16 protein-coding genes and 2 tRNA genes are annotated in these 21,341 nt (G+C 67.6%); 6 read left to right on the forward strand and 12 right to left on the reverse strand.

Annotated features, from left to right (window positions below; genetic code table 11):
* Positions 1-126: 126 nt before the first annotated feature.
* The gene (locus U5N23_RS12005; RefSeq protein ID WP_322593225.1) at positions 127-2,277 is read right to left on the reverse strand and encodes a putative bifunctional diguanylate cyclase/phosphodiesterase; all 2,151 of its coding nucleotides are present in this window, start codon (positions 2,275-2,277) and stop codon (positions 127-129) included.
* A gap of 273 nt (positions 2,278-2,550) precedes the next feature.
* On the opposite strand from U5N23_RS12005, the gene U5N23_RS12010 reads away from it, so the two are divergent.
* Positions 2,551-3,462, forward strand: coding sequence for a glutaminase (locus U5N23_RS12010; RefSeq protein ID WP_322593037.1), 912 nt, complete (start codon positions 2,551-2,553; stop codon positions 3,460-3,462).
* 15 nt (positions 3,463-3,477) lie between these two features.
* Here U5N23_RS12010 and U5N23_RS12015 read toward each other — a convergent pair whose 3' ends face one another.
* The 9 genes from U5N23_RS12015 to U5N23_RS12055 form a co-directional block, all read right to left on the reverse strand.
* Positions 3,478-5,184 (reverse strand): tannase/feruloyl esterase family alpha/beta hydrolase, encoded by a 1,707-nt coding sequence (locus tag U5N23_RS12015; RefSeq protein WP_322593038.1) that lies wholly within the window; start codon positions 5,182-5,184, stop codon positions 3,478-3,480.
* A gap of 147 nt (positions 5,185-5,331) precedes the next feature.
* A complete protein-coding gene (locus tag U5N23_RS12020; protein ID WP_322593039.1) occupies positions 5,332-6,240 on the reverse strand; it encodes an SDR family NAD(P)-dependent oxidoreductase in 909 nt (302 codons plus the stop codon).
* Positions 6,241-6,295: 55 nt separating this feature from the next.
* A complete protein-coding gene (locus U5N23_RS12025; RefSeq protein WP_322593040.1) occupies positions 6,296-7,237 on the reverse strand; it encodes a 3-keto-5-aminohexanoate cleavage protein in 942 nt (313 codons plus the stop codon).
* Between the two features lie 66 nt (positions 7,238-7,303).
* Positions 7,304-8,023, reverse strand: a complete 720-nt coding sequence (locus tag U5N23_RS12030) for an ABC transporter ATP-binding protein (RefSeq protein ID WP_322593041.1) — start codon at positions 8,021-8,023, stop codon at positions 7,304-7,306.
* Complete coding sequence (locus U5N23_RS12035; protein WP_322593042.1) at positions 8,020-8,775, reverse strand: ABC transporter ATP-binding protein; 756 nt, start codon at positions 8,773-8,775, stop codon at positions 8,020-8,022. The genes U5N23_RS12030 and U5N23_RS12035 overlap by 4 nt, the downstream gene beginning before the upstream one ends.
* Positions 8,772-10,100, reverse strand: coding sequence for a branched-chain amino acid ABC transporter permease (locus tag U5N23_RS12040; RefSeq protein ID WP_322593043.1), 1,329 nt, complete (start codon positions 10,098-10,100; stop codon positions 8,772-8,774). Before U5N23_RS12040 ends, U5N23_RS12035 begins: the two co-directional genes overlap by 4 nt.
* Positions 10,101-10,104: 4 nt before the next feature.
* Positions 10,105-11,046 (reverse strand): branched-chain amino acid ABC transporter permease, encoded by a 942-nt coding sequence (locus U5N23_RS12045; protein ID WP_322593044.1) that lies wholly within the window; start codon positions 11,044-11,046, stop codon positions 10,105-10,107.
* 124 nt (positions 11,047-11,170) lie between these two features.
* The gene (locus U5N23_RS12050; protein WP_322593045.1) at positions 11,171-12,421 is read right to left on the reverse strand and encodes a branched-chain amino acid ABC transporter substrate-binding protein; all 1,251 of its coding nucleotides are present in this window, start codon (positions 12,419-12,421) and stop codon (positions 11,171-11,173) included.
* Between the two features lie 44 nt (positions 12,422-12,465).
* Positions 12,466-13,257, reverse strand: a complete 792-nt coding sequence (locus U5N23_RS12055; protein WP_322593046.1) for an SDR family oxidoreductase — start codon at positions 13,255-13,257, stop codon at positions 12,466-12,468.
* 305 nt (positions 13,258-13,562) lie between these two features.
* On the opposite strand from U5N23_RS12055, the gene U5N23_RS12060 reads away from it, so the two are divergent.
* The 4 genes from U5N23_RS12060 to U5N23_RS12075 all read left to right on the forward strand — a co-directional run bounded on the left by U5N23_RS12060 (position 13,563) and on the right by U5N23_RS12075 (position 17,679).
* Positions 13,563-15,572 carry a helix-turn-helix domain-containing protein gene (locus U5N23_RS12060; protein ID WP_322593047.1) on the forward strand — a complete coding sequence of 670 codons (2,010 nt, stop codon included), beginning with the start codon at positions 13,563-13,565 and terminating at the stop codon, positions 15,570-15,572.
* A gap of 366 nt (positions 15,573-15,938) precedes the next feature.
* A tRNA-Gly gene (locus U5N23_RS12065) sits at positions 15,939-16,014 on the forward strand.
* A gap of 166 nt (positions 16,015-16,180) precedes the next feature.
* A tRNA-Leu gene (locus U5N23_RS12070) sits at positions 16,181-16,273 on the forward strand.
* A gap of 155 nt (positions 16,274-16,428) precedes the next feature.
* Positions 16,429-17,679: a serine hydrolase gene (locus U5N23_RS12075; protein WP_322593048.1), complete on the forward strand. Its 1,251-nt coding sequence runs from the start codon at positions 16,429-16,431 to the stop codon at positions 17,677-17,679.
* A gap of 46 nt (positions 17,680-17,725) precedes the next feature.
* Here U5N23_RS12075 and U5N23_RS12080 read toward each other — a convergent pair whose 3' ends face one another.
* Complete coding sequence (locus U5N23_RS12080) at positions 17,726-18,736, reverse strand: tripartite tricarboxylate transporter substrate binding protein (RefSeq protein WP_322593049.1); 1,011 nt, start codon at positions 18,734-18,736, stop codon at positions 17,726-17,728.
* Positions 18,733-19,728, reverse strand: a complete 996-nt coding sequence (locus tag U5N23_RS12085) for a tripartite tricarboxylate transporter substrate binding protein (protein WP_322593050.1) — start codon at positions 19,726-19,728, stop codon at positions 18,733-18,735. The genes U5N23_RS12080 and U5N23_RS12085 overlap by 4 nt, the downstream gene beginning before the upstream one ends.
* 154 nt (positions 19,729-19,882) lie before the next feature.
* Between U5N23_RS12085 and U5N23_RS12090 the strand changes: the two genes are divergently transcribed.
* Positions 19,883-21,340, forward strand: a complete 1,458-nt coding sequence (locus tag U5N23_RS12090; protein WP_322593051.1) for an FAD-dependent oxidoreductase — start codon at positions 19,883-19,885, stop codon at positions 21,338-21,340.
* Position 21,341 lies beyond the last annotated feature (1 nt).

The following is a 21,341-nucleotide window of genomic DNA, read 5'->3' on the forward strand; positions in this document are numbered from 1 at the left end:
GAAAAGCCCGCTATCGCATCGATAGCGGGCTTTTTTGCTATGGCTGTTTCACGGCAATCCGCCCACCGGCCTGGATGGGCTGGGTCGCTTTGTTGAAGGGGGCGCATGGCAAGCCCGTGCCCGCGCTCACAGGGGCGCGAGCGCACCCACCAGTGAGGGCGTGAAGTCCGCACCGCCATCGGGCTTGGCCCCATGGGCCCATGCCAGCAGGGCGGCGGGTGGCATGGGGCGCGCGAACAGAAAGCCCTGTAGTTCGTCGCAGTCCATGGCCAGGAGAATGTCGCGCTGTCTCTCGGTCTCCACCCCCTCGGCCACCACGCGCAGGCCCAGGGCGTGGGCCAGGCCCACCACGGCGGCCACCACGGCGCGTGCGTTGGTGCTGTGTTCCAGGTCTCCCACGAAGCTGCGGTCGATCTTGAGCTGCCGGGCGGGCAACTGGCTCAGGTGGCGCAGGCTGGAGTAGCCGGTGCCGAAGTCGTCGATGGACAGGTACACGCCGATGTCGCCCAGCCCCTCGAAGGTGCGCTGCACGGCCTTGATGTCCTCCATCGCCACCGTCTCGGTGATCTCGCACAGCAACTGCGATGCGTCCAGGCCATGGTCTTGCAGGGTCTGCCCGATGCGCTCGACCAGGCCTTTGTCGCGCAGTTGGTGCACGGACAGGTTCACCGCCACGCGCATGCGCAGGCCGTCGCGGCTCCACTCTGCGGTCTGGCGGCAGGCCTCGTCGATGACCCAGTGGCCGAGGCGGCCGATCAGGCCTATCCGCTCCGCCAGGGGGATGAACACGAGCGGGCTGACCATGCCGTGGCGCGGGTGGTTCCAGCGCAGCAGGGCCTCGACACCGCTGATCTGGCCCCGCCGCCCGTCGATCTTGGGCTGGTAGTGCAGGGACAGTTGCCCCCGCTCCAGCGCATGGCGCAGGTCGCTCTGCAGCGCCAGCTGCTCCGACACGTCGGACACCATGTGGGGTTCGAACAATGCGTAGCAGCTGCCGCCTGCGCGCTTGGCGGCGTACATCGCTGCGTCGGCATTGGCCACGAGCTTGCTGCTCTCGCTGTGGCCCGGGTGCACCACGATGCCGATGGAGCAGGAGATCTCGATGCGCCGCCCCGATGCCTCGAAGGGCTGCGACAGCGACGCCAGCACCCTCTGGGCCACGGAGATGCAGGCTTGTTCGTCGGCCACGTCGTTGAGCAGGATCAGGAACTCGTCGCCCCCCACGCGGGCCACGGTGTCGCAGTCGCGGGCCTCGTCGCGCAGGCGCGATGCCGCCTTGCGGATCACGATGTCACCCACCGCATGCCCGAATGAGTCGTTGATGGGCTTGAACCCGTCCAGGTCCACGAACAGCACGGCCATGCGTTCGACCACCCCGTCGTGGTTGCTGCGCTCCAGCCGGCGGGTGGCCTGGGCCAGGCGGTCCTCGAACAGCAGGCGGTTGGGCAGACCCGTCAACGGGTCGGCAAAGGCGCGCTGCTGGAGCTCTTCGTTTGCGGCCTGCAGGCGTGCGTTGCTCTCGTGCATGGAATGCGATGCGCCGCGCGCGGCGCGCTGCAGCCGGGAATCCAGGATGGACGTGAGCAAGGTGACCACCAGCAGTGTGCCCGCAATCATGGCCACGGCCGTCTGCAGGCCGGGGCCGCCCAGCTCACCGGCAGTCAGGCAGACCGAGCCCACCGCGAAGCTGGCGGCCGCCATGCCCAGGTAGTGCGTGCCGCAGATCGCCATGGCGAACACGAACGCCGCCGCCATCTGGTAGGCCACGCGCCGAGGCCGCTCCACCCGGCGCAGCAGCTTGAAGATGAGCAGCGCCAGCGTGGACGCGAGGAACGACACCAGCACCGACAGTGCCACCAGCGGCATGTTCCAGGTGATGCCGGGCGACATGCGCATGGCGGCCATGCCCAGGTAGTGCATGGCGGTGATGCCGCCGCCCATCGCCATGGCGCCAAGCAGGATGCGCAGGTGGTCGAGCCGCTTGCGGCTGGCCAGTTCCAGGGCTATGCCGGATGCCGCCACCGCCGCCAGCCAGGACGCGAAGGTCAGCCCCTGCGAGTAGCCGATGGGGATGGGCAGCTGCAGCGCCTGCATGCCCACGAAATGCATGGACCAGATGCCTGTTCCCATGACCAGCGAACCCGCGGCCCACCAGGCCAGACCGATGCCGCGCTGCGAGGTGCGCACCCTGCGGGCCATGTCGAAGCTCACGTAGGAGGCGAACATGGCCATGGCCAGCGACACAGCCACCAGGAAGAGGTTGTAGCTCGAAGGCATGAACGCTGTCACGAAAGCTTCCGATCCCGATCAAAGGTGCAGAAAGGGCCAGGCAGTGGGCAGGCTGGCCGAGCACGGCGCCCTCTGCGGGTGCGAGCCGTTTGGAACAGGGTTCTTGACACGGCCCGAACGACTGAAAGCGTAACTCTGCCGCATGGAAAAACCGTTAAAAAATGCAAGCTGACCATCTTCCCAGGGGTTTTCGCGCTGCGCTGTAGGTGAAAGGCCCGTCGGGTCACTGCCGTCTGTGAATGGCTGATCGACAATCACGCCATGCAATTCCAGCCCATCCTTGAAGAAATTGTCGCAACACTGCGCCCCTTGCTGGGCGCACAGGGCCAGGTGGCCAACTACATCCCGGCGCTGGCGCGGGTGCCGGCGGCCCAGTTCGGCATCGCGCTGCGCACCTGCGATGGCCAGGAGGCGCAGGCCGGCGACAGCGCCACCCCGTTCTCGATCCAGAGCATCTCCAAGCTCTTTGCCCTGACCCTGGGGATGGGCGCATTGGGCGATACCCTGTGGGACCGCATCGGCCGCGAACCCTCGGGTAACCCGTTCAACTCGCTGGTGCAGCTCGAAGCCGAGCAGGGGACGCCACGCAACCCCTTCATCAACGCCGGAGCGATTGCCGTGACCGATCGCCTGGTCAGCCAGGGCGATGCCAAGGCCGCCATGCTGGAGCTGCTGACCAGCCTGTGCGAGGAGCCGGTGCACTTCGACGAGGAGGTGGCCGCCTCCGAAGCCGGCACCGGCTTTCGCAACATCGCGCTTTGCAACTTCATGAAGAGCTTTGGCAAGATCGACAACGATGTCGCGGCCGTGCTGGATGCGTACTTCCACCACTGCGCGGTGAGCATGAGCTGCCTGCAGCTGGCGCGCGCCACCGGCTACCTGTGCCGCGACGGCCGCCACCCCTTCCGTGGCGAGCAACTGCTGACCGAGCGGCAGACGCGCCGCATCAATGCGCTGATGCTGACCTGCGGCACCTACGACGCGGCCGGAGAGTTCGCGTTCCGGATCGGCCTGCCGTGCAAGAGTGGCGTGGGCGGTGGCATCGTGGCGGTGGTGCCCGACCACCTGAGCCTGTGCGTCTGGTCGCCCGCGCTGGACGGCACCGGGAACTCGCTGCTGGGCATGCAGGCGCTGGAACTTTTCACCGCCAGGACCGGGCTGTCGGTGTTTTGATCGCGTGACTGGCCGCTACTCCGTGCAAGCAAACGAAGCGGCCAGGTTCACGTCGCCAGTGCCCTTGTACCTGGGCCACTGCGGATAGTCGCACAGGGGGCGGGTGCGTCCAGGGACGCCAGTGACATCGGTGGTGACCTGGTTGCCTGGGGCGGTGCCGCTTTCGACCCAGCGCTCCAGCGTCGTCAGCGAGTCCCAGGTGGCGTTGAACGCCGTGCTCACGGCATGCCCGAGGCCGGGCACCTCGTAGTAGCGGGCGAAGCTGCGCACGCGCTCCGCACCCATCTGGCTTTGAAGGCGGCGGTAGTAGTCCTCCGTTGCGCGGGAACTGACCAGCACATCGGCCAGGCCGTGCGCCAGCAGGAGTTTTCCGCCCTTCGCCGCGAAGGCCGAGATGTCGGTGCCGGTGTCCAACTGGCGGCTGAGCTCGCTGATGCGGGGGGCCCAGGGGCCGGGGTTCTCGGGGTCCAGCAGCAGCGAGTTGAAGCCGGGGTCGCGCGTCACCGAGTACTTGATCCACTGGTCCACCAGTACGCTGATGTAGGGGGCGGTGCGGGGCACTGGCATGGCGGGCGCAGCCGTGCCCAGCGCGAGGAAGGTGACCGTGGGCTGCACGGGGGACGGGTTGGACGTGATGCCCAGGTCTGCACCCCAGACGTTGTAGCCCGGGTAGCGCGTCTCGCCGCTGGCCAGCGGGAAGTTGAACACCGTGTCGGTGTTCATCACCTGGAGCGCGCGGATCTGCGCGTCGGACAGGCAGTGGTCGCCGGTATCGGCGCCGCCAGCGCAGCGCAGTGCTGCGCCACCCACCGTGGCCAGCGCCGGATCGAAGCGGGCGTTGCACTGCTTCTGGTGGCTGATGAGGCCGTCCTGGACGCCATCGAGTGCGTCGCAGGCCTCCATGGCCGCTTTGTAGACGAGCGCGCGCTTGGGCACATTGGGGTAGGCGCCCGGCTGGGCCAGGGCGATGTTGCTGCGGTGCCCGCCCAGCAGCGCAGCCGCGTCGTTCCATGCCGGATACCAGGCGATGGCACCGTCCCAATCGGCCGGCCAGCGCTGGATGGCGGCGAGCGCTTCGCGGCCGCCCGTGGAGCCCCCTGCAAAGTACGATTTCTGTGGGCTGGCGGCATAGCGTGCCTTGACGATGTGCAGGGCCGCGTCGCGGGTCTTCTTGAGCGCATCGCCGCCGAAATTGCGCACGGCTTCGTCGTTCAGGCCCCATGTGCCGTCCTGCGACCCGTAGGCATTGGCCTGGTGGCCCGAGTCGCTGGCAAAAGTGGCGTAGCCGCGGCCCAGCGGAGTCGGTTGGTCCAGGGGGCCGTTGGAGACATTGCCCCGGACGTTGGGAACGGAGCCGTTGAAGCCGCCGCCACCGAACATCATGGCCTTGCTGTTCCAGGCCATGGGCAGCGCGACGTTCAGGCGGATGTCGGGTGCGGCCGCATCGACAGGGCCGATGCGCGCGGTGACCAGGCAATGCGCGGCAATGGCGGCAGCGCCGCTGCCGCTGGCTTCGACGGGTGTCGCGGTCAATACGCTGCCGCCGGAGGTGGGCAGGTGGATGGCAGAGGCCGGGATGGCAAGTCCCACGAGCTTCTCGCAGGCCAGAGGGGCGGGCGCAGCGTCCGCCGAGTCGTTGCCGCCGCAGGCCGCCACCGCCACGCTGGCGATGGCCAGCACCGCCCACCGTCCGGGCGTGTTGAGCGCGTAGAACTGTCTCATGCTTGTCTCCTTGTGTTTTGAATGGAATGCCGGGAAGCGCCTCTGGCTGCTGCCCCGCAAGAGTTTCGGTGGGGCCGATGTCGCCGGCAATGTGTGCGCCAGACACCTGGTAGGCCTGGCGCATGTGCGCTGCCCACGGTGCCGCCGTCAGGAAGCGGCGTCGACCTGCGCCTGCAGGCCCGCCTTGGTCAGTTCGTGCCGGTACTGCTCCCATCCCGAAGCGGGGACCATCTCCTGGGCACGGGACTGCACCTGCTGCAGCCTGCTGCGCACCGCCTCTGCGGCACCTGCGCCGCCGCTCACATGGATGCCTTGGGTCATGGTGATGTGGGCGCTTTCGAAGCTGCCGGCGCCGGCCAGCAGGATCATGCGGGTGGGCGCATCGTCGGCCACCAGTGCGATCAGGCCCGGGCTCACCCGTTCGGGCGCCAGGCCGGTAAGGGCGTCCTGCGGCAGCACGCCATGCGTCATTCCCGTGGCGGCGCTGGGCGCCAGGCAGTTGACGCGGATGCCGTGGCGTTCTCCCTCCAGCGCAAGCGTCTGCATGAGGCCGACCAGCGCCATCTTTGCGGCCCCGTAGTTGGCCTGGCCGAAGTTGCCATAGAGCCCCGAGGACGAGGTCGTCATGACGATGCGACCGTAGTCCTGCGCCCGCATGAGCTCCCACACCGCGCGGGTGCAGTGCACGGCACCCATGAGGTGCACTTCGACCACCAGGCGAAAGTCGTCCAGCGACATCTTGGCGAACGACTTGTCGCGCAGGATGCCGGCGTTGTTCACCAGGATGTCGATTCGTCCCCAGAGCCCGGCCGCCTTCTCGACCATGGCCTGTACCTGCTCCGGCCTGGTCACGTCGGCGCCGTCGACCATGGCTTCGCCCCCGGACTGCAGGATCTCCGCCACCACCCGCTGGGCTGGGGAGCCCGGGCGCTCGGCGCCCAGGTCGTTCACGACCACCCGGGCGCCGTGGCGCGCCAGTTCCAGCGCGTGCGAGCGCCCCAGGCCACCGCCGGCTCCGGTCACGATGGCCACCTTGTTGTGCAACAGCTTGCCCATGTATCTTCCTCTCGTTTCTTTCAGATGAATCAGGTTGATTGCGGTGCGCGGCGGCTCAGATGGCCACCGCATTGGCGCCTTTGAGGCCGAGCATGGCGCGCGTCTCGGCGGGGCTGGCGATCTCCAGCGACAGCTCCTGCAGAATGCGCCGGATCTTGCGTACCTGGTCCGCGCAGGAGGTGGCCAGTTGCCCCTTGCCCAGGTACAGGCTGTCCTCCAGTCCCACCCGCACGTTGCCGCCCATGGCCGCCCCGATGGTGAGCAGCGGCATCTGGTGGCGCCCGGCGCCCAGCACCGAAAAGCGGTAGCCGTTGCGCCCGAACAGGCGGTCGGCCGTGGACTTCATCACGTACAGGTTCTCGGGATCGGGCCCGAGGCCACCCAGGATGCCGAAGATGGCCTGGATGAACAAAGGCCCCTTGACCAGCCCTTCGTCCACGAAATGGGCCAGGTTGTGCAGATGGCCCACGTCATAGCACTCGAACTCGAAGCGGGTGCCGCAGTCTTCGCCCAGCACTTTCAGGATGTGTTTGATGTCGCGGAAGGTGTTGCGAAAGATCAGGTCTTCCATGCCCTCGATGTAGGGCTTTTCCCAATCGTGGCGCCATTCGGAAATCTTGCGCGCCGCGGGATGGATGGAGAAGTTCATCGAGCCCATGTTGAGCGAGCACATCTCCGGCTGGGCGATGAGCGGATAGGCCAGCCGCTCCTGCAGCGTCATGCGGGTGCTGCCGCCGGTGGTGATGTTGATGACCGCATCGGTGGCGGCCTTGATGCGCGGCACGAACTGCGCGAACACCGCCGGGTCGGCGGTGGGGCTGCCATCGCTCGGGTTGCGCGCATGCAGGTGCAGGATGGCGGCACCGGCCTCCGCGGCCTCGATGGCCTGCCGGGCAATCTCATCGGGTGTCAGCGGCAGGTAGGGCGACATGCTGGGGGTGTGCACCGAGCCGGTCACGGCGCACGAGATGATGACTTTGTTCGGGAGGGTGTCCATGGCGTTGCTCTGGGGGCTGGTTTCTTGGAGAGGTGGCAAGGGGGATGGGAAGGGGCGGTGCGCGGATCAGACGGCCAGCCAGTCGGCCAGCAATTGCTGGTTGGATGACAGCTCTTGGGGCGTGCCTTCGAAGACGATGCGGCCATGGCCCATCACGCACACGCGCGTGGACACCTTCAGGGCGATGGCCAGCTTCTGTTCGACCAGCACGACCGAGACCCCGCGCCGGTGCATGTCGCGGATGCACTCGCCCACGGCGGTGACGATCTTGGGCGCCAGCCCCTCCGTGGGTTCGTCGACCAGCAGCACCAGCGGATTGCCCAGCAGCGAGCGGCAGATCGTCAGCATCTGCTGCTCGCCGCCCGAAAGGCTGGCGGCCTTGGTGCCGCGCCGCTCCTTCAGGCGCGGGAAGTAGTCGAACATCTGCGCGACCGTCCACTGCACCGCTCCTGGCACGGCGGGCTGCTCGCCCATGTGCAGGTTCTCGTCCACGGTCAGGTTGCCGAAGACCTCGCGTTCCTCGGGCACGTAGCCCAGGCCCGCGCGGCAGATCGTGAACGGCCGCTGGCCGGTGATCTCGCGCCCTTGCAGGGTCACGGTGCCTGCAGTGGGTGGCACCAGCCCCATCAGCGCCTTCATGGTGGTGGAGCGGCCCGAGCCGTTGCGCCCCAGCAGGCTGACCACTTCATTGCGCCGCACCTCGAACGAGACGCCGTGCAGGATGTGGCTCTTGCCATAGTGCGCGTGCAGCTGGTCCACGCTCAGCAGCGTTGCATCCGGGCTCATGCCAGCACCTCCTCGCCGAGGTAGGCTTCCTTCACGGCAGCGTTGTCCCGGATCTCGTCGGGTGTTCCCGTGGCGATCACCTGGCCGTAGACCAGCACGCTGATGCGGTCGCTGATCGAGAAGACCACCTGCATGTCATGCTCGACGATGAAGAGTGCGCGGCCTTGGGTCACCTCGCAGATCAGCTGGGCGGTGTATTCCGTCTCCTCGTTGGACATGCCCGCCATGGGCTCGTCCAGCAGGATGGCCTGGGGGTCCGAGGCCAGGGTCATGGCGATCTCCAGCGAGCGCTGTTCGGAGTACGACAGCTGCGCTGCCACCATCCGGGCGCGGGCCTGCAGCCGCACCCGCTCCAACAGGCGCTCGGTCTGCTCGCGCACGCCCACTGCGCTGTCGATGAAGCGCCAGAACGTGTACTGCAGGCCATGCGAGCGCATGACGGCCAGGCGCAGGTTCTCGAACACCGTCAGCTTGGGGAAGATGTTGGTGATCTGGAACGAGCGCGACAGGCCCAGGCGGTTGATCTCCTGGGGCGCCTTGCCCTGGATCTGCGCGCCGTTGAACATGATGGTGCCCGAGGACGGCGCGAGGTTGCCCGAGATCAGGTGGAACAGGGTGGATTTGCCCGCTCCATTGGGGCCGATGAGCGCATGCCGCTCGCGGGGCCGCAGGTCCAGGTCCACGCCCCGGATGATCTCGGTCGGGCCGAAGGACTTCGTGAGGCCGCGAAGGGAAAGGATGGAGTCGGTCATGCGGGCTCCTGTGTGCTGGTGGATGTGGACGTGGACGGTGCAGGCGTCGGTTCGGCGGGCGATGGCGCGGGGCTTTCGCCGTCCTGGCGCTCGTCCTGCAGTGCCCGCAACTGCCTGCTGGCGACCAGGGCGAGGGCACTTCCTGCGGCCAGCAGCGCGAGTGGCACCAGCCAGGTGGTCAGCGCCAGCGGCGCCCAGTCCGCGCCGAAGAGCGAAACGGCGGGCCAGGGTGCCGATGGGTCGGTGCCCAGGAGGGCGCGGTAGTCGCGCGAGAACAGGCGGCGCAGCATCTCCACCATGAAGGCCGTGGCACCGCCGAGCAGCGCAGTGGCGGCCGTGAAGAGCGCCAGCACGGGGGCGAGCCGCGAGGGACCGACCCTGCGCCACAGCAGCACCGATCCGCTCGCCAGCCCTGCCAGGCCCTGCGGCATGAACATCATCACCACCACGAACACGATGCCCTGGTAGAGCAGCCAGGACTGGGTCATGTCGGAGACCGCGTAGCCGAAGAAGGTCATCAATGCCGCCCCCAGCGCCGGCCCGAGGAAGCTGCCCACGCCGCCGATGTAGGTGTTGAGCACGGCCGCCGCCGACAGCGTGCTCTCGAACAGCACGTAGTTGGCCGCTTCGTTGTTGATGACCTGCAGGCCGCCCGCGATGCCCGAGAACATGGCCGACACCGTGAACACCAGCACGCTGAGCCGGTGCACGTCGTACCCCAGGAAGGCCAGCCGGTGGCGGTTTTCGCGCAGGCCCAGGGCCAGCCGGCCCACGGGGGTGAGGGTGTACAGGTACAGCAGCAGCAGGGAGACCAGCACCCAGGCCAGCGTCAGGTAGTACACCTCGGTGGTGGAGCCGAAGCCCAGCCCCAGGGACGGCATGCGCATGCTGGAAACGCCGGCCTCGCCGCCGAACACGCCCTTGATGTGCGGCGCGATGGAGTGCAGCAGCTCCGCGATCGCCAGGGTGATCATGGCGAAGTAGGTGCCCGTGCGCTGTGTGGAGAACCACCCCGCGACCACACCTACCGCCAGCCCCCCCAGGGCCCCCGCCAGGGGCAGCAGCGGGGTCGGGACGATGCCTGCGCCTCCGACGGCATTCATGGCATGGACCGTGGCGAACGCACCGACGCCGAAGTAGGCCGCGTGGCCGAAGGACAGCATGCCGGCCTGGCCGCACACCACGTTGTAGGCCGAGGCGAACAGCGCCGCGATCAGCATCTGGATGGCTGCGTTGAGCAGGCCGGCGGACAGCAGGTAGGGCAGGCCCGCCAGGATGGCGGCGCCCAGGCAGAGGCTGCCAAGCAGGAGATGGCGTGGGGTCATGGCATCAGGCCTTTTCACCCAGGAGACCGGAGGGGCGCACCAGCAGCACGAGCAGCATGAGCGCGAAGGGCAGGGTGGCGGCAAGGCTGGAGAGCTTGAGCGTGAGCAGCCCGCCCACGCCCTCGGCCCAGCCGCGGGCTCCGAACAACGCCAGCAAGTCGGCCAGGCTGGCATCGATGGCCACGGCGAGGGAGGTGATGACGCCGATGAGCAGCGAGGCCAGCATGGCGCCCTCGAGCGAGCCCAGGCCACCGACGACCACCACCACGAAGACCATCACGCCCAGCTCCAGGGCCATGTTGGGGTTGGTGGTGTAGAAGGCGCCCGCCACCGCACCGGCCAGGCCGGCCAGGGCCGCGCCCACGCCGAACACGCCCATGAACACCAGGGGGACGTTGTGCCCCAGCGCCTCTGCCATGCGCGGCCGGTAGATGGCCGAGCGCACGACGATGCCCACGCGGGTGCGCGTGAGCAGCAGGTAGATCACCACGAACATGGCCACCGCCACCAGCCCCATGAACACCCGGTAGGCGGGATAGCTGGCCGTGCCGATGGAGAAGGCCGCAAAGTCCAGGCCTTGCGGAAGGCGGTAGTTGACCGGGAAGTTGCCGAAGAACAGCTTGATCAGCTCGGCGATGATGAAGGACAGGCCGAAAGTGAGCAGCAGCTCATGTGCATGGCCGTGGTGGTGCACACGGCGCAGAAAGTACTTCTCCACCACCACGCCCACCAATGCGACCAGCACGGTGGCGGCGACCAGGGCCAGGGCGAACCCGAAGACATCGGTGAGGGCGTAGGCAAAGTACGCACCCAGCATGTAGAACGATGCGTGCGCGAAGTTGAGCACGCCCATCATCCCGAAGATGAGCGTGAGGCCGGCAGAGACCATGAACAGCAGCAGGCCGTAGATGGTTCCGTTCAGCAACGAAACGATGAGGGTGTCCATAGGAGTGTGGGGTGCGCGGGAAAAAGGCGGACGAGCGAAACCCGCGGCGGGCCGTGGCGCCGCCGGGACCTCGTGGGCGAAGGGGGGACAGCGGTGGAGCCCCCACCGGGGGCTCCTTGGCCGATCAGGAGGGGCGTTGCATCCTGCAGCTGGCCTGGGCCGGCGTAGCCGCTTCCTGGGCCGAGAAGAGCTTGACCGGCTTGAAGCCCATGTCGGTGTTGTCCACCTTGTACCTGGCTTCCTTGGAGACCGTGGACACGACCAGGGGCAGCAGGGCCTGGTGGTCATCCGCGCGCATGCTGATCTCGCCGTTCGGCGTGGAAATCTTCGTGGTCTCCAGCGCGCGAGCGAAGGCGTTCACGTTGAACTTGCCGCCCTCGGGCTTCACACGGCCCAGGGCATCGCCCACCATCAGCAGCCCGAACACCGTCTGCGGGTCGGTAGCCACCGGCGCGCTGCCGGTCTTGGTGCGGTAGTCGTTGACGAACTTCTCGCCCTCGGCACCGCCGGCCTCGGCATTGAAGGTGTGGGCGATGAAGTGGCCGATGGCCAGTTCGCCCGCATTGGCGATATTGCCTGGCTGGTCCAGGAAGATGGTGCCAAAGCGGGTCTTGAGGCCGGCAGCGCGCGTGGCCTTCATGAGCAGCAGCAGGTCGTTGGACCAGTTGCCCGTGATCACCGTGTCGGCCTTGGCCGCCCCGATCTTGGCCACATAGGGCGCAAAGTCCTGGATGCGGTTGACGTCGTGCAGCGTCTTCTCGACCACCTCGTAGCCGCCCGCTGCGGCATTGTCCACGGTGGCCTTCTCCATGTCCTGGCCCCAGGAGTAGTTCTGGTTGATCGCATAGACGCGGCTGCCCAGGGTGCCTGCCGACTTCATCGCCTGCACCAGTGCCTTGGTGCGCACCTGGGCGTTGCCGCTGAACCGGAAATGGTGAAAGTGGCACTTCTCGCCCGTGAGTTCGAGCGCCTCGGCCCCGACGTTCAGGTAGACGATCTCCTTGCCCGGGTTGCGCAGGTTGTGCTTGCGCACGTCCTCGGTGAGCTGCCCGCCCACGGCGGACGATGCGCCCTGCACGATGAGGTGCACGCCGTCGGAGATCGCGGTCTTGAGCTTGTCGGCCGCGCCGGTGGGGCCGCCCTGGTTGTCGTATTCCACCAGCTGGATGGGCTGGCCGTTCCAGCCGCCCTGGGCGTTGATGCGGTCCACGGCATAGCGGGCCGCCGCACGGTACATCTGGCCCGAAGCGGCCTGCGGGCCCGAGAGCGTCTCGATCACGCCGATCTTGACGTTCTGCGCGGAGGCTGCGCTGCTGGCCGCAATGCCGGCTGCGGCAATGGCGGCGGCGCCCAGGGTGTGGTGGATCATCTTCATACGGTCTCCTTTTGTTGATGTGGGTCGTACCGGCAGCAGGTGCCTTACAGGTACTCGAGATTGCCGTCCACGCTGATCGCCTGGCCGGTGATGTTGCGGGCCGCGGGTGAACTCAGGAACAGGGCGGTGGCCGCCACGTCCTGCGGCGTGACCATGCGGCGCAGCGAGATCTTGCGCAGGTACTCTTCGCGCATCGCATCCACGCTGACGCCGGTGGTCGATGCCCTCGCGGCGATCACCCCGTCCATCCGCTCGCCCTCGACCGTTCCCGGCAGGATGGCGTTGACGCGCACCCCGGCGGGGCCGAGCTCGATGGCCAGCGACTTCATCAGGCCCACCACGCCCCACTTGGTCGATGCGTAGGGCGTGCGAAAGGCATAGCCCAGCCGCCCCGCCACCGAACTCATGGCGACGATGCTCGGGCTGTTGGTCGACTGCCGCAGCAGCGGCACGGCGCGCCGCGCGAAGAGGAACTGGCTGTTCAGGTTCACCTCCACCGTGCGTTCCCACTGGCTGGCGCTGATGTCCTCGATGGGGCCCGTGGGGCCGGCGATGCCGGCGTTGTTGACCAGTACGTCCAGCCCGCCGATGCTGCCCAGCAGGTCCTCGAAGACCAACTCCACATCGCGTTCGACCGAGGCATCGGCGACGCTGGCCGTGATGTCCGGAACCGCCGTCATCAGCCGGTCGATGGCAGCGCGGTCGATATCGCAGACATGGACGCGCGCACCGGCCTCGCTGAAGGCGCGGGCGACGGCGGCACCGATGCCATTGGCGCCGGCGGTCACCAGGACGCGCAGGCCCGGTGGTGGGACCAGAGAATTCAGAATGCTCATAGGACAGGAAGCGGTTGCATTGCGGTGCTTGCCACCCCGCGCCCGCTGTTCTGGCGCATTGGTTGGCGAAGTAGGGCCGGACCTTGCTCGGGCGGTGCCCGAACTGTCCCCGAATCCAGGAAAGAGATCTATGTGGCTTGAGCACACTGCAAGCCCGTGTCCGGTGTGTGCAAATTACTCGGTGAAAACCCGCAGTGGCTGCGAAAGAGCGGTGCACCGGCTGCGCCGAGGGCCCACACTCGGGGCCCGATAGCGCCTGCCGGCGCGTGCCTGAAGCTTTGCCCTGCCTGTTGGAGAAACCGCGCATGACCCATGCCGTCGAACCCGCCGAGACCGATGCGAGCGAGCGCATCAGTGAAGAATTGATCCAGTGGCTGCACCGCGCTGGCTCCTCCGAGGAGATCGCGGCCTGCCTTGCGCGCGTGGAGGCGCTTGCCGAGGACTCGGCGCGCAAGCCCGACCTGCTGGAGCTGGTGCGCATGGCGATGGCCATCCGCAACCGCCTGGACCTGCAGCACCAGCGCGAGAGCGGGATGCTGGCGGTCATCGAGTCCGCGCGGGATCTCTCCGGCCGCCTGGACCTGCCCGAGCTGCTGGCCACGGTGGTGTCGCGGGCTCGCCGGCTGCTGGGCTCGCAGGTGGCGTGGCTGTCGGCCTACGATGCGGGACTGGACGCCTTCCACGTGCTGACGGCCGATGGCGCGCTGTCGCGCGGAACGGGCGAGATGCTGGCTGGGCGCGACCTGGGCATCGTGAGCGTCGTGGTCAAGACGCGGCTGCCCTTCACCACGGCCGACTACCTGCACGACACCCGCTTCCCCCACGACCCGCAGCTGGACGTGACGTTTCGGGAAGAGGGCATCGCCGCCGTGGTCGGCGTGCCGCTGCTGTGGGAGGACGAGGTCATCGGCCTGCTCTTCGTGGCCGACCGCTACCACCGCACGCACACCGCGCACCACATCTCCATCCTCAGCACCCTGGCGACGCACGCCGCGGTGGCCATCAAGAATGCCATGGCGTTCGAGCAGACCCATGCGGCGCTGCGCAGTGCCGAGATGGCCCATGCGCAACTGGAGCGGCATGCCCTGAGCGTGCAGTCCGCAGCCGAGGCGCATGACCAGATGACCACGCTGCTGGCCAAGGGCGCCACGCTGGCCACCATCTGCCAGTCGGTCGCGCAGATCATGCAAGGGGAGGTGCTGGTGCTCGACGAGGTCGGACAGACCATCGGTCGCGGCGCCGCCGAAGGCTACCGGGGCCAGGGTGCCAGTGCCTACCGGCCCCATGGGGAGCACAGCGAAGCGCTGGCGCGTGCGCTGGGGGACAGCCGCCGCATCGGGCGCTCGGTGGTGGCCTATGGGGCGCTGGGCGAGACCTGCCGGCTCATCACCGTGATCGGTGGCAACGATGTACTGGGCACGATGCTGCTGTTCAGCGCGGCGGCGCTCGATGAAGTGGCCATCCGCACTTACGAGCGGTGCGCGAGCATCGTGGGCATCGTGCTGCTGTCGCGCGAGCGCGCCGAGGCCTCGCAAAGCCGTGATCTGTCCAGCCTGTTGCGCAGCCTGCTGTCACCCCGCCAGGACGACCTGCACCTGCTCGGCGACCGTGCCGAGCGGTTCGGCGTGGACCTGTCGCGGCCCACATCCCTGCTGTTGCTGGAAACACGTACCCCCGAGACCGGCTATCTGGCACGGTGGCTGCGCTCCGCGCAGGTGCTGCCGGACATCCTCTTCGATGAAGTCGATGGTGTTCTGACCGTGCTGTGCGCCACCACCCGCGCAGACGATGTCCGTCGCACCATCGACAGCGCAGCCCGGCAGCATTTCGGGGCCAGCTTCCTCGGCGTGGTCTCGCGCCCCATCGCGCAGCCTTCGGAGATCCCCGCACTCCACGCGTCGCTGCGCCGTGCGCTGCCGGTGATGGCGCGCGTGGGCATGCGCGGGGCCCTCATCGGCCAGAACGAGATGGCGCTGTACTCCACGCTGTTCGAGACGCACGACCAGGCCAGCCTGCATGCCTATCTCAAGAGCACCATCGGTGCCCTCGTCGCCTATGACGACAAGCGGGGCTCGGAACTGGTGGCCACGCTGCTGGCCTATTTCGACTGCAACCAGAACGCCAAGGCGGCAGCCGAGCGGCTTGGCATCCACGTGAACACCATCCGGCAGAGGCTGGCGACCGCAGAAGGACTGGCCGGGCACTGGGGCAACGCGCTGCGGGCGCTGGAAATCCATGTGTCCCTGAGGCTATGGGTCCTCAGCGGGCGTTCCGTGGGGGATGTGCCTTCTACGGATTTGCCTTCCACCGTATGAGGTCGTTGCTCCACGATCGAATGCAAATCCGTACTGGATGCCGGCGGCCCGCATGCCCTGCGGCACGAGGGGGGATCGACCCTGCACACCGCACTGCGGTTCCGTAGTAGCATGGAAGCGCCGCAGCACCAGCGGCTTCCTCCCCTCGTGACCATCACGAGTTCAAGCCCGCCTCCATACGGGCTTTTTTCCGGGTGGAGCACGGGTGGATGGGCGGCTCAAGGTCGATCTGCAGTGCGCTCGACCTGTGCCGCGCAAGGCAGAAGCAAATTTTTTGGCGCCGAAGTTTGCAAGCCCCAAAAATGGCGCTATAATTTAAGTCTTGCTGATGCAGACTGACGGTAACGACAGAAAGCGCAGCGAAATGCGGGAATAGCTCAGTTGGTAGAGCGCAACCTTGCCAAGGTTGAGGTCGAGAGTTCGAGACTCTTTTCCCGCTCCAGATTCAAAAAGGGAAGCTTAGGCTTCCCTTTTTTCTTGGCGTTGCAATGCGGTGGTTGCGCTTGCCGTTTTGTGACCGGGTGCGACAGGGCATTGCACACCCGCACGGCCCGCGCTACGCTGCCATGCAGGTCCGTACCGTGTACGCGCCCCCGCTGGCAGGCGGCGCCCCGATGGTGAAATTGGTAGACACTGCGGACTTAAAATCCGCCGCTTTCCTGAAAAGGGGCGTGCCGGTTCGACCCCGGCTCGGGGCACCAGATAACGATCTTCAGCTATCAATTGCATAGCTGGCTTTTCCGCAATCCTTGAGTCATTTCCGCAAGCCCCCGTGCGGGCTTCGCTTGCGGCATCACCCGGCGGTGCTCCACCGTGGCTCGCGCACAATGCATGCGGGACTTACCCAGGAGTTGCGATGCCCCGCCCCCTGAACTTATTGACGATTGCCGTGTGGCTCACCCTCGGTGGGGCGGTGTGTGCACAGGCCGCGCCCGACGAGGTGCTGCTGGGCGGCCCGCAGGGCTACCCCCGTGGCAGCAGCGGACCGCAGGCGCAGCACCTGGTCGGCGCAGAGCGGCCCGAAAACCTGGTGGACTCCTTCAGCGGTGGGCTGGAAGAGCTGCTTCCCCACCGCACCGTCCCGAAGGGTGCGACGGCCGTGGTGCTGCCGCGCGCCGAGAAGCCCGAGGTGTTTTTCTACCAGCATGAGGGCCAACGCCGCAGCAGCGATGACTACCTGGCACGGCAGCGGGTCACAGGCCTGCTGGTCATCAAGGATGGCACGGCGGTGTTGGAGCGCTACCAGTATGGGCGCACGCAAGCCACGCGATTCCTGTCGGCGTCGATGGCCAAGTCCATCGTTGGCCTGCTGGTGGGCATCGCCGTGGAGGAGGGAAGGATCGCCTCGATCGACGATCTCGCCAAGCGCTATGTCCCGGCCCTGGCCGGCAATCCGTATGGCAAGACCTCCATCAAGAACCTGCTGCAGATGGCATCGGGCGCCGACTTCGCGGAACAGTACGATGGACGGGACGACCTGGCTGCACTGATCCGCGACACCATCGAGCAGCAATCCCCCGGCGCGGCAGCGGCGCTGCTGCCCTACCGTGGGCGGCGCGCACCGGCGGGCAGCATGTTCTATTACTCGTCGGCTGAGACCCAGGTGCTGGGCCTGGTGCTGCGCGGCGCCACGGGCATGCCGGTGGCCGACTACCTGGGCACGCGCATCTGGCAGCCCATGGGTGCGGAAGACGATGCCAGCTACCTCATCGACGCGGTGGGCCAGGAGGCGACCTTCGCCTTCCTGCATGCCAGGCTGCGTGACTTCGGCCGGCTGGGCCTGCTGGTGGCCAACGGGGGCCGTGCCAACGGCAGGCAACTCGTGCCGGCGGCCTGGGTGCGCCGTGCCACCGAGGCCGCCGAGCCGCATGTACAGCCGTTCATCGCCAGCTCCTACTTTGGCTATGGCTACCACTTCTGGGTGTTCCCTGGCGAGCAGCGGCGCTTTGCATTCATCGGCGTGCGCGGCCAGGTGATCTTCGTGGACCCTGCGCTGGGGCTGGTCCTGGTGCAGACCGCCGTCTGGAAAACGGCGGGGGACCGGGCCGCCCGTGCCGAGCTGCTGGCCTTGTGGCGCGGCGTCGTCGAGCACTACGGCAAGTGGTAGGGCCCGACCCTCGCAGCCCTGCGATGGCCGCAGCGCGCCACGGAGGCTACTGCTTTGTGAGCCCGAGCCTGCGGATGGTCTCCCCCCACTGGTCGTAGGTCGCGCGCGTCAGCGCGGCCAGCGCGGCGGGGCTCGATGATTCGGCCTCGTAGGCGCCCTGGCGGAAGAAGTCGCGCGTGGCCGGCATGGCCAGCACCTGGGCCAGTGCGGTGTTGAGCCGCTCGAGCACCGGCGCCGGCATGTGGGCCGGCCCGTAGAAGCCGAGCCAGCTGGCCATGTCGATACCCGTCACGCCCTGCTCGCCCATGGTGGGTACATCGGGCAGCAAGGGGCTGCGCCGGGGCGCGGCCACCGCCAGCATGCGCACCTTGCCGGTGGCGGTGTTCTGGATGGCATTGGGCGCCGCGTCGAAGTAGAACTGCACGCGGCCCGCGAGAAAGTCCTTGGCCGCGTCGGCGCCGCCCTTGTAGGGCACGTGCACGGCATCCAGCCCGGCCTGGCGCACGAAGGCCTCGCCGTAGATGTGCGACGAGGTGCCGGTGCCGAAGGAGGCGTAGCCGATCTTGCCCGGGTTGGCCTTGATGTAGTCCACCAGCTCGCGCACCGTGCGTGCAGGCACGCTCGCATGCACCGTGAGCACCAGCGGGCCGCGTGCGCCCAGCGAGATGGGCGTCAGGTCCTTGAACGGGTCGTAGCGCACGTTCGCCAGCGTCTGCGGGTTCTGCGCCACCACGGAGGAGGGCGCATACATCATGGTGTAGCCGTCGGGCGCGGCGCGGATCACCTCCTCGGTCGCCAGGATGAAGCTCGCCCCGGGCCGGTTCTCCACGATCACCGGCGTCTGCAGCACCTCGCCGAGCTTGTTGGCGACAAAGCGTGCCTGCGCGTCCGAGGCACCGCCCGCCGCCAGGCCCAGCACGATGCGGATGGTGCGGCCCTTGGCAGGGAAGGGCTCGGCAGCCAGCGAGGCCAGCGGCGGCAATGCGATGCCGAGCGTGCCGAGCGCCAAGCCGTTGACGAGGCGCCGGCGGTGAAGATGGAATGGCATGCCGCTCATTGCTTGGCCAGCCCGACTTGTTGCACCATCGCGCCCCACTGGTCGTAGGTGGTGCGCGTGATGCTGGCGAACTCCTGCGGCGTGGTGCCACCGGCCTCGTAGCCGCCGTTGCGGTAGAACTCGCGCACCTGCGGCATGGCCAGCACCTGCGTGAGCGCCGTGTTGAGCTTGTCGACCACGGCCTGCGGCATGCGTGCCGGCCCGTAAAAGCCCAGCCAGCTGGGCAGGTCGAGCCCGGCGTAGCCCTGCTCGGCGAAGGTGGGCACCTCGGCCAGCGCGGGGATGCGTGCATTGGCCGCCACGGCCAGGATCTTCACCTTGCCCGTGCCCGCCGTGATGATGGCCGACGAGGCCGAGTCGAACATGTACTGCACGCGCCCGCCGATGAGGTCTTTGGCTGCGTCCGAGCCGCCCTTGTAGGGGATGTGCACCGCGTCGATGCCGGTCTTCTTCACGAAGGCCTCGCCGTAGATGTGCGACGAGGTGCCCGCGCCAAACGATGCATAGCTGACCTTTCCGGGGTGGGCCTTCACGTAGGCGACCAGTTCCTTCACGTTGTTCACCGGCACGCTGGTGCTCAGCGACAGCACCAGCGGCCCGCGCCCGCCCATCGAGATGGCCGTGAAGTCCTTGAACGGGTCGTAGGGGACCTGGGCGAAGGTGTGCGGATTTTGCGCCATCGTGGACGAGGGTGCGTACATCAGCGTGTAGCCGTCGGCCGGCGCGCGCGCTACCTCGCTGGCCGCCAGCATGGTGCTGGCACCGGGCCGGTTGTCGACGATCACGCTGGTGCCCAGCACCTCGCCCAGCTTCTGCGCCACGATGCGCGCCTGTGCATCGGTGCCGCCGCCGGCCGTGAAGCCGACGACGATGCGGATGGGCTTGCCGCGCGCCGGAAAGTCCTGCGCCATGGCCTGCGGCGCCAGGCCGACAAGGGCCGCAGCGCCGACGGCGAGGCCGAAGGCACGGCGCGTACCGTGAAGTTGCTTCATCTTTGTCTCCTTGGTTGTTGTTTGTATTTTGATCTTTGAAATCAAAAAAAGTCTATATTGATCCGGGAAAACCCTGAATCAACGCCTTTTTGTTTTGACAAAATGGAAAATGAAATCATAATTCAACGAAATCGACCATTTGGGGCATTGATCCATGAAAACAGTCGTCCGCACCGACGAGCGCATCCTCTCCTCCGACATCTTCGACCGAGACAGCCGCACCAAGCGCCCTGACCATGGCAGCTGGGCCGAGCCTGGCAAGAACATTCCGGTCTACCACCGCTGCGGCGTGCTGGTGGTCGGCGGCGGGCCTTCCGGCACCGCCGCGGCCGCTGCGGCGGCCCGGGCCGGTGCCGATGTGGCGCTGCTCGAGCGCTACAACCACCTGGGCGGCCTGTCCACCGGCGGCCTGGTGATCTGGATCGACCGCATGACCGACTGGGAAGGCAAGCTGGTGATCCGGGGCTTTGCCGAAGAGCTGTTCGACCGCCTGCCTGCAGACGCCATCGCCGGCCCGGTGCGCGAGGACTGGGGCTCGCAGGACGCGGCCAAGGCCGCGCACTGGTCGCAGCGCACGGCCGCCTACCACGGCGTGGTCACCTGGTCGCCCACCATCGACCCCGAGCGCCTGAAGCTGCTGAGCCAGGAGATCGTGCTGGAGCGCAAGGTCAAGCTCATCTACCACTCGTGGGCTGCCATTCCCATCGTGCAGGACGGTGCCGTCAAGGGCGTGGTGTTCGAGAGCAAGGAAGGCCGCATGGCCATCATGGCCGACGTGGTGGTGGACGCCACCGGCGACGGCGACCTGTTCGCCCGGGCCGGCGCAGCCTTCGTCAACGACATCGAAGAGGCCGACGTGCACCACTGCATGAACACCTCATGGCTGTTCGGTGGCGTGGACATGAACCGCTGGATCGAGTTCAAGGCCGGCCAGCCCGAGGCCTTCTCCGGCTTCATGGCGCGCGGGCGCGAGCAGCTCGGCCTGTTCGAGCGGCCCTTCGTCTCCTGGCGCAACGACGTGGCCCTGTTCATGGGGCCGCGCCAGTCGGGCTACTCGGCCCTGGATGTGGACGACCTCACTGCGGTGGAGGTGCGCTCGCACCGCGCCATGGCCGCGCACCTCGACTACTTCCGCGCCCATGCGCCGGGGTTCGAGGATGCCTTCCTGATGCTCAGCGCGCCGCAGATCGGCGTGCGCCATGCGCGGCGCCTGACCGGTGTGGGCGCGGTGCTGCGCAGCCAGTGGCCCGACGGCGTGGCGCTGCCCGACGAGGTGGGCGTGACGCCCGCCGTATCGCCCAAGTTTCCGAACATCTCGATTCCCTATGGCGCGCTGGTGCCGCAGCAGCTCGACGGCCTGCTGGCCTGTGGGCGCCACATCTCGTGCGACCGCAATTCGCACGGCTTCATGCGCGAGATTCCGCAGTGCTGGATCACCGGCCAGGCCGCGGGCGTGGCGGCGGCCCTGGCGTCCGAAGGCGGTATCGCACCGCGCTTCGTCGACGTGGGTGCACTGCAGTCCGCGCTGCTGGCGCAGGGCGTGTACCTGCGCCCAGGGGCTGGGCAGGGCGCGCATGCGCCAGTGCCGGTGGCGGCCGAAGCCGGCGCCTGAA

It is taken from the genome of Acidovorax sp. (genome assembly GCF_034519795.1).
Lineage (GTDB): Bacteria > Pseudomonadota > Gammaproteobacteria > Burkholderiales > Burkholderiaceae_C > Acidovorax.

Coding starts and splice junctions, on each gene's coding strand:
- U5N23_RS12005 (WP_322593225.1), bottom strand. CDS start 2,277: ATGCCTTCGAGCTACAACCTCTTCCTGGTGGCTGTGTCGCTGGCCATG.
- U5N23_RS12010 (WP_322593037.1), top strand. CDS start 2,551: ATGCAATTCCAGCCCATCCTTGAAGAAATTGTCGCAACACTGCGCCCC.
- U5N23_RS12015 (WP_322593038.1), bottom strand. CDS start 5,184: ATGAGACAGTTCTACGCGCTCAACACGCCCGGACGGTGGGCGGTGCTG.
- U5N23_RS12020 (WP_322593039.1), bottom strand. CDS start 6,240: ATGGGCAAGCTGTTGCACAACAAGGTGGCCATCGTGACCGGAGCCGGC.
- U5N23_RS12025 (WP_322593040.1), bottom strand. CDS start 7,237: ATGGACACCCTCCCGAACAAAGTCATCATCTCGTGCGCCGTGACCGGC.
- U5N23_RS12030 (WP_322593041.1), bottom strand. CDS start 8,023: ATGAGCCCGGATGCAACGCTGCTGAGCGTGGACCAGCTGCACGCGCAC.
- U5N23_RS12035 (WP_322593042.1), bottom strand. CDS start 8,775: ATGACCGACTCCATCCTTTCCCTTCGCGGCCTCACGAAGTCCTTCGGC.
- U5N23_RS12040 (WP_322593043.1), bottom strand. CDS start 10,100: ATGACCCCACGCCATCTCCTGCTTGGCAGCCTCTGCCTGGGCGCCGCC.
- U5N23_RS12045 (WP_322593044.1), bottom strand. CDS start 11,046: ATGGACACCCTCATCGTTTCGTTGCTGAACGGAACCATCTACGGCCTG.
- U5N23_RS12050 (WP_322593045.1), bottom strand. CDS start 12,421: ATGAAGATGATCCACCACACCCTGGGCGCCGCCGCCATTGCCGCAGCC.
- U5N23_RS12055 (WP_322593046.1), bottom strand. CDS start 13,257: ATGAGCATTCTGAATTCTCTGGTCCCACCACCGGGCCTGCGCGTCCTG.
- U5N23_RS12060 (WP_322593047.1), top strand. CDS start 13,563: ATGACCCATGCCGTCGAACCCGCCGAGACCGATGCGAGCGAGCGCATC.
- U5N23_RS12075 (WP_322593048.1), top strand. CDS start 16,429: ATGCCCCGCCCCCTGAACTTATTGACGATTGCCGTGTGGCTCACCCTC.
- U5N23_RS12080 (WP_322593049.1), bottom strand. CDS start 18,736: ATGAGCGGCATGCCATTCCATCTTCACCGCCGGCGCCTCGTCAACGGC.
- U5N23_RS12085 (WP_322593050.1), bottom strand. CDS start 19,728: ATGAAGCAACTTCACGGTACGCGCCGTGCCTTCGGCCTCGCCGTCGGC.
- U5N23_RS12090 (WP_322593051.1), top strand. CDS start 19,883: ATGAAAACAGTCGTCCGCACCGACGAGCGCATCCTCTCCTCCGACATC.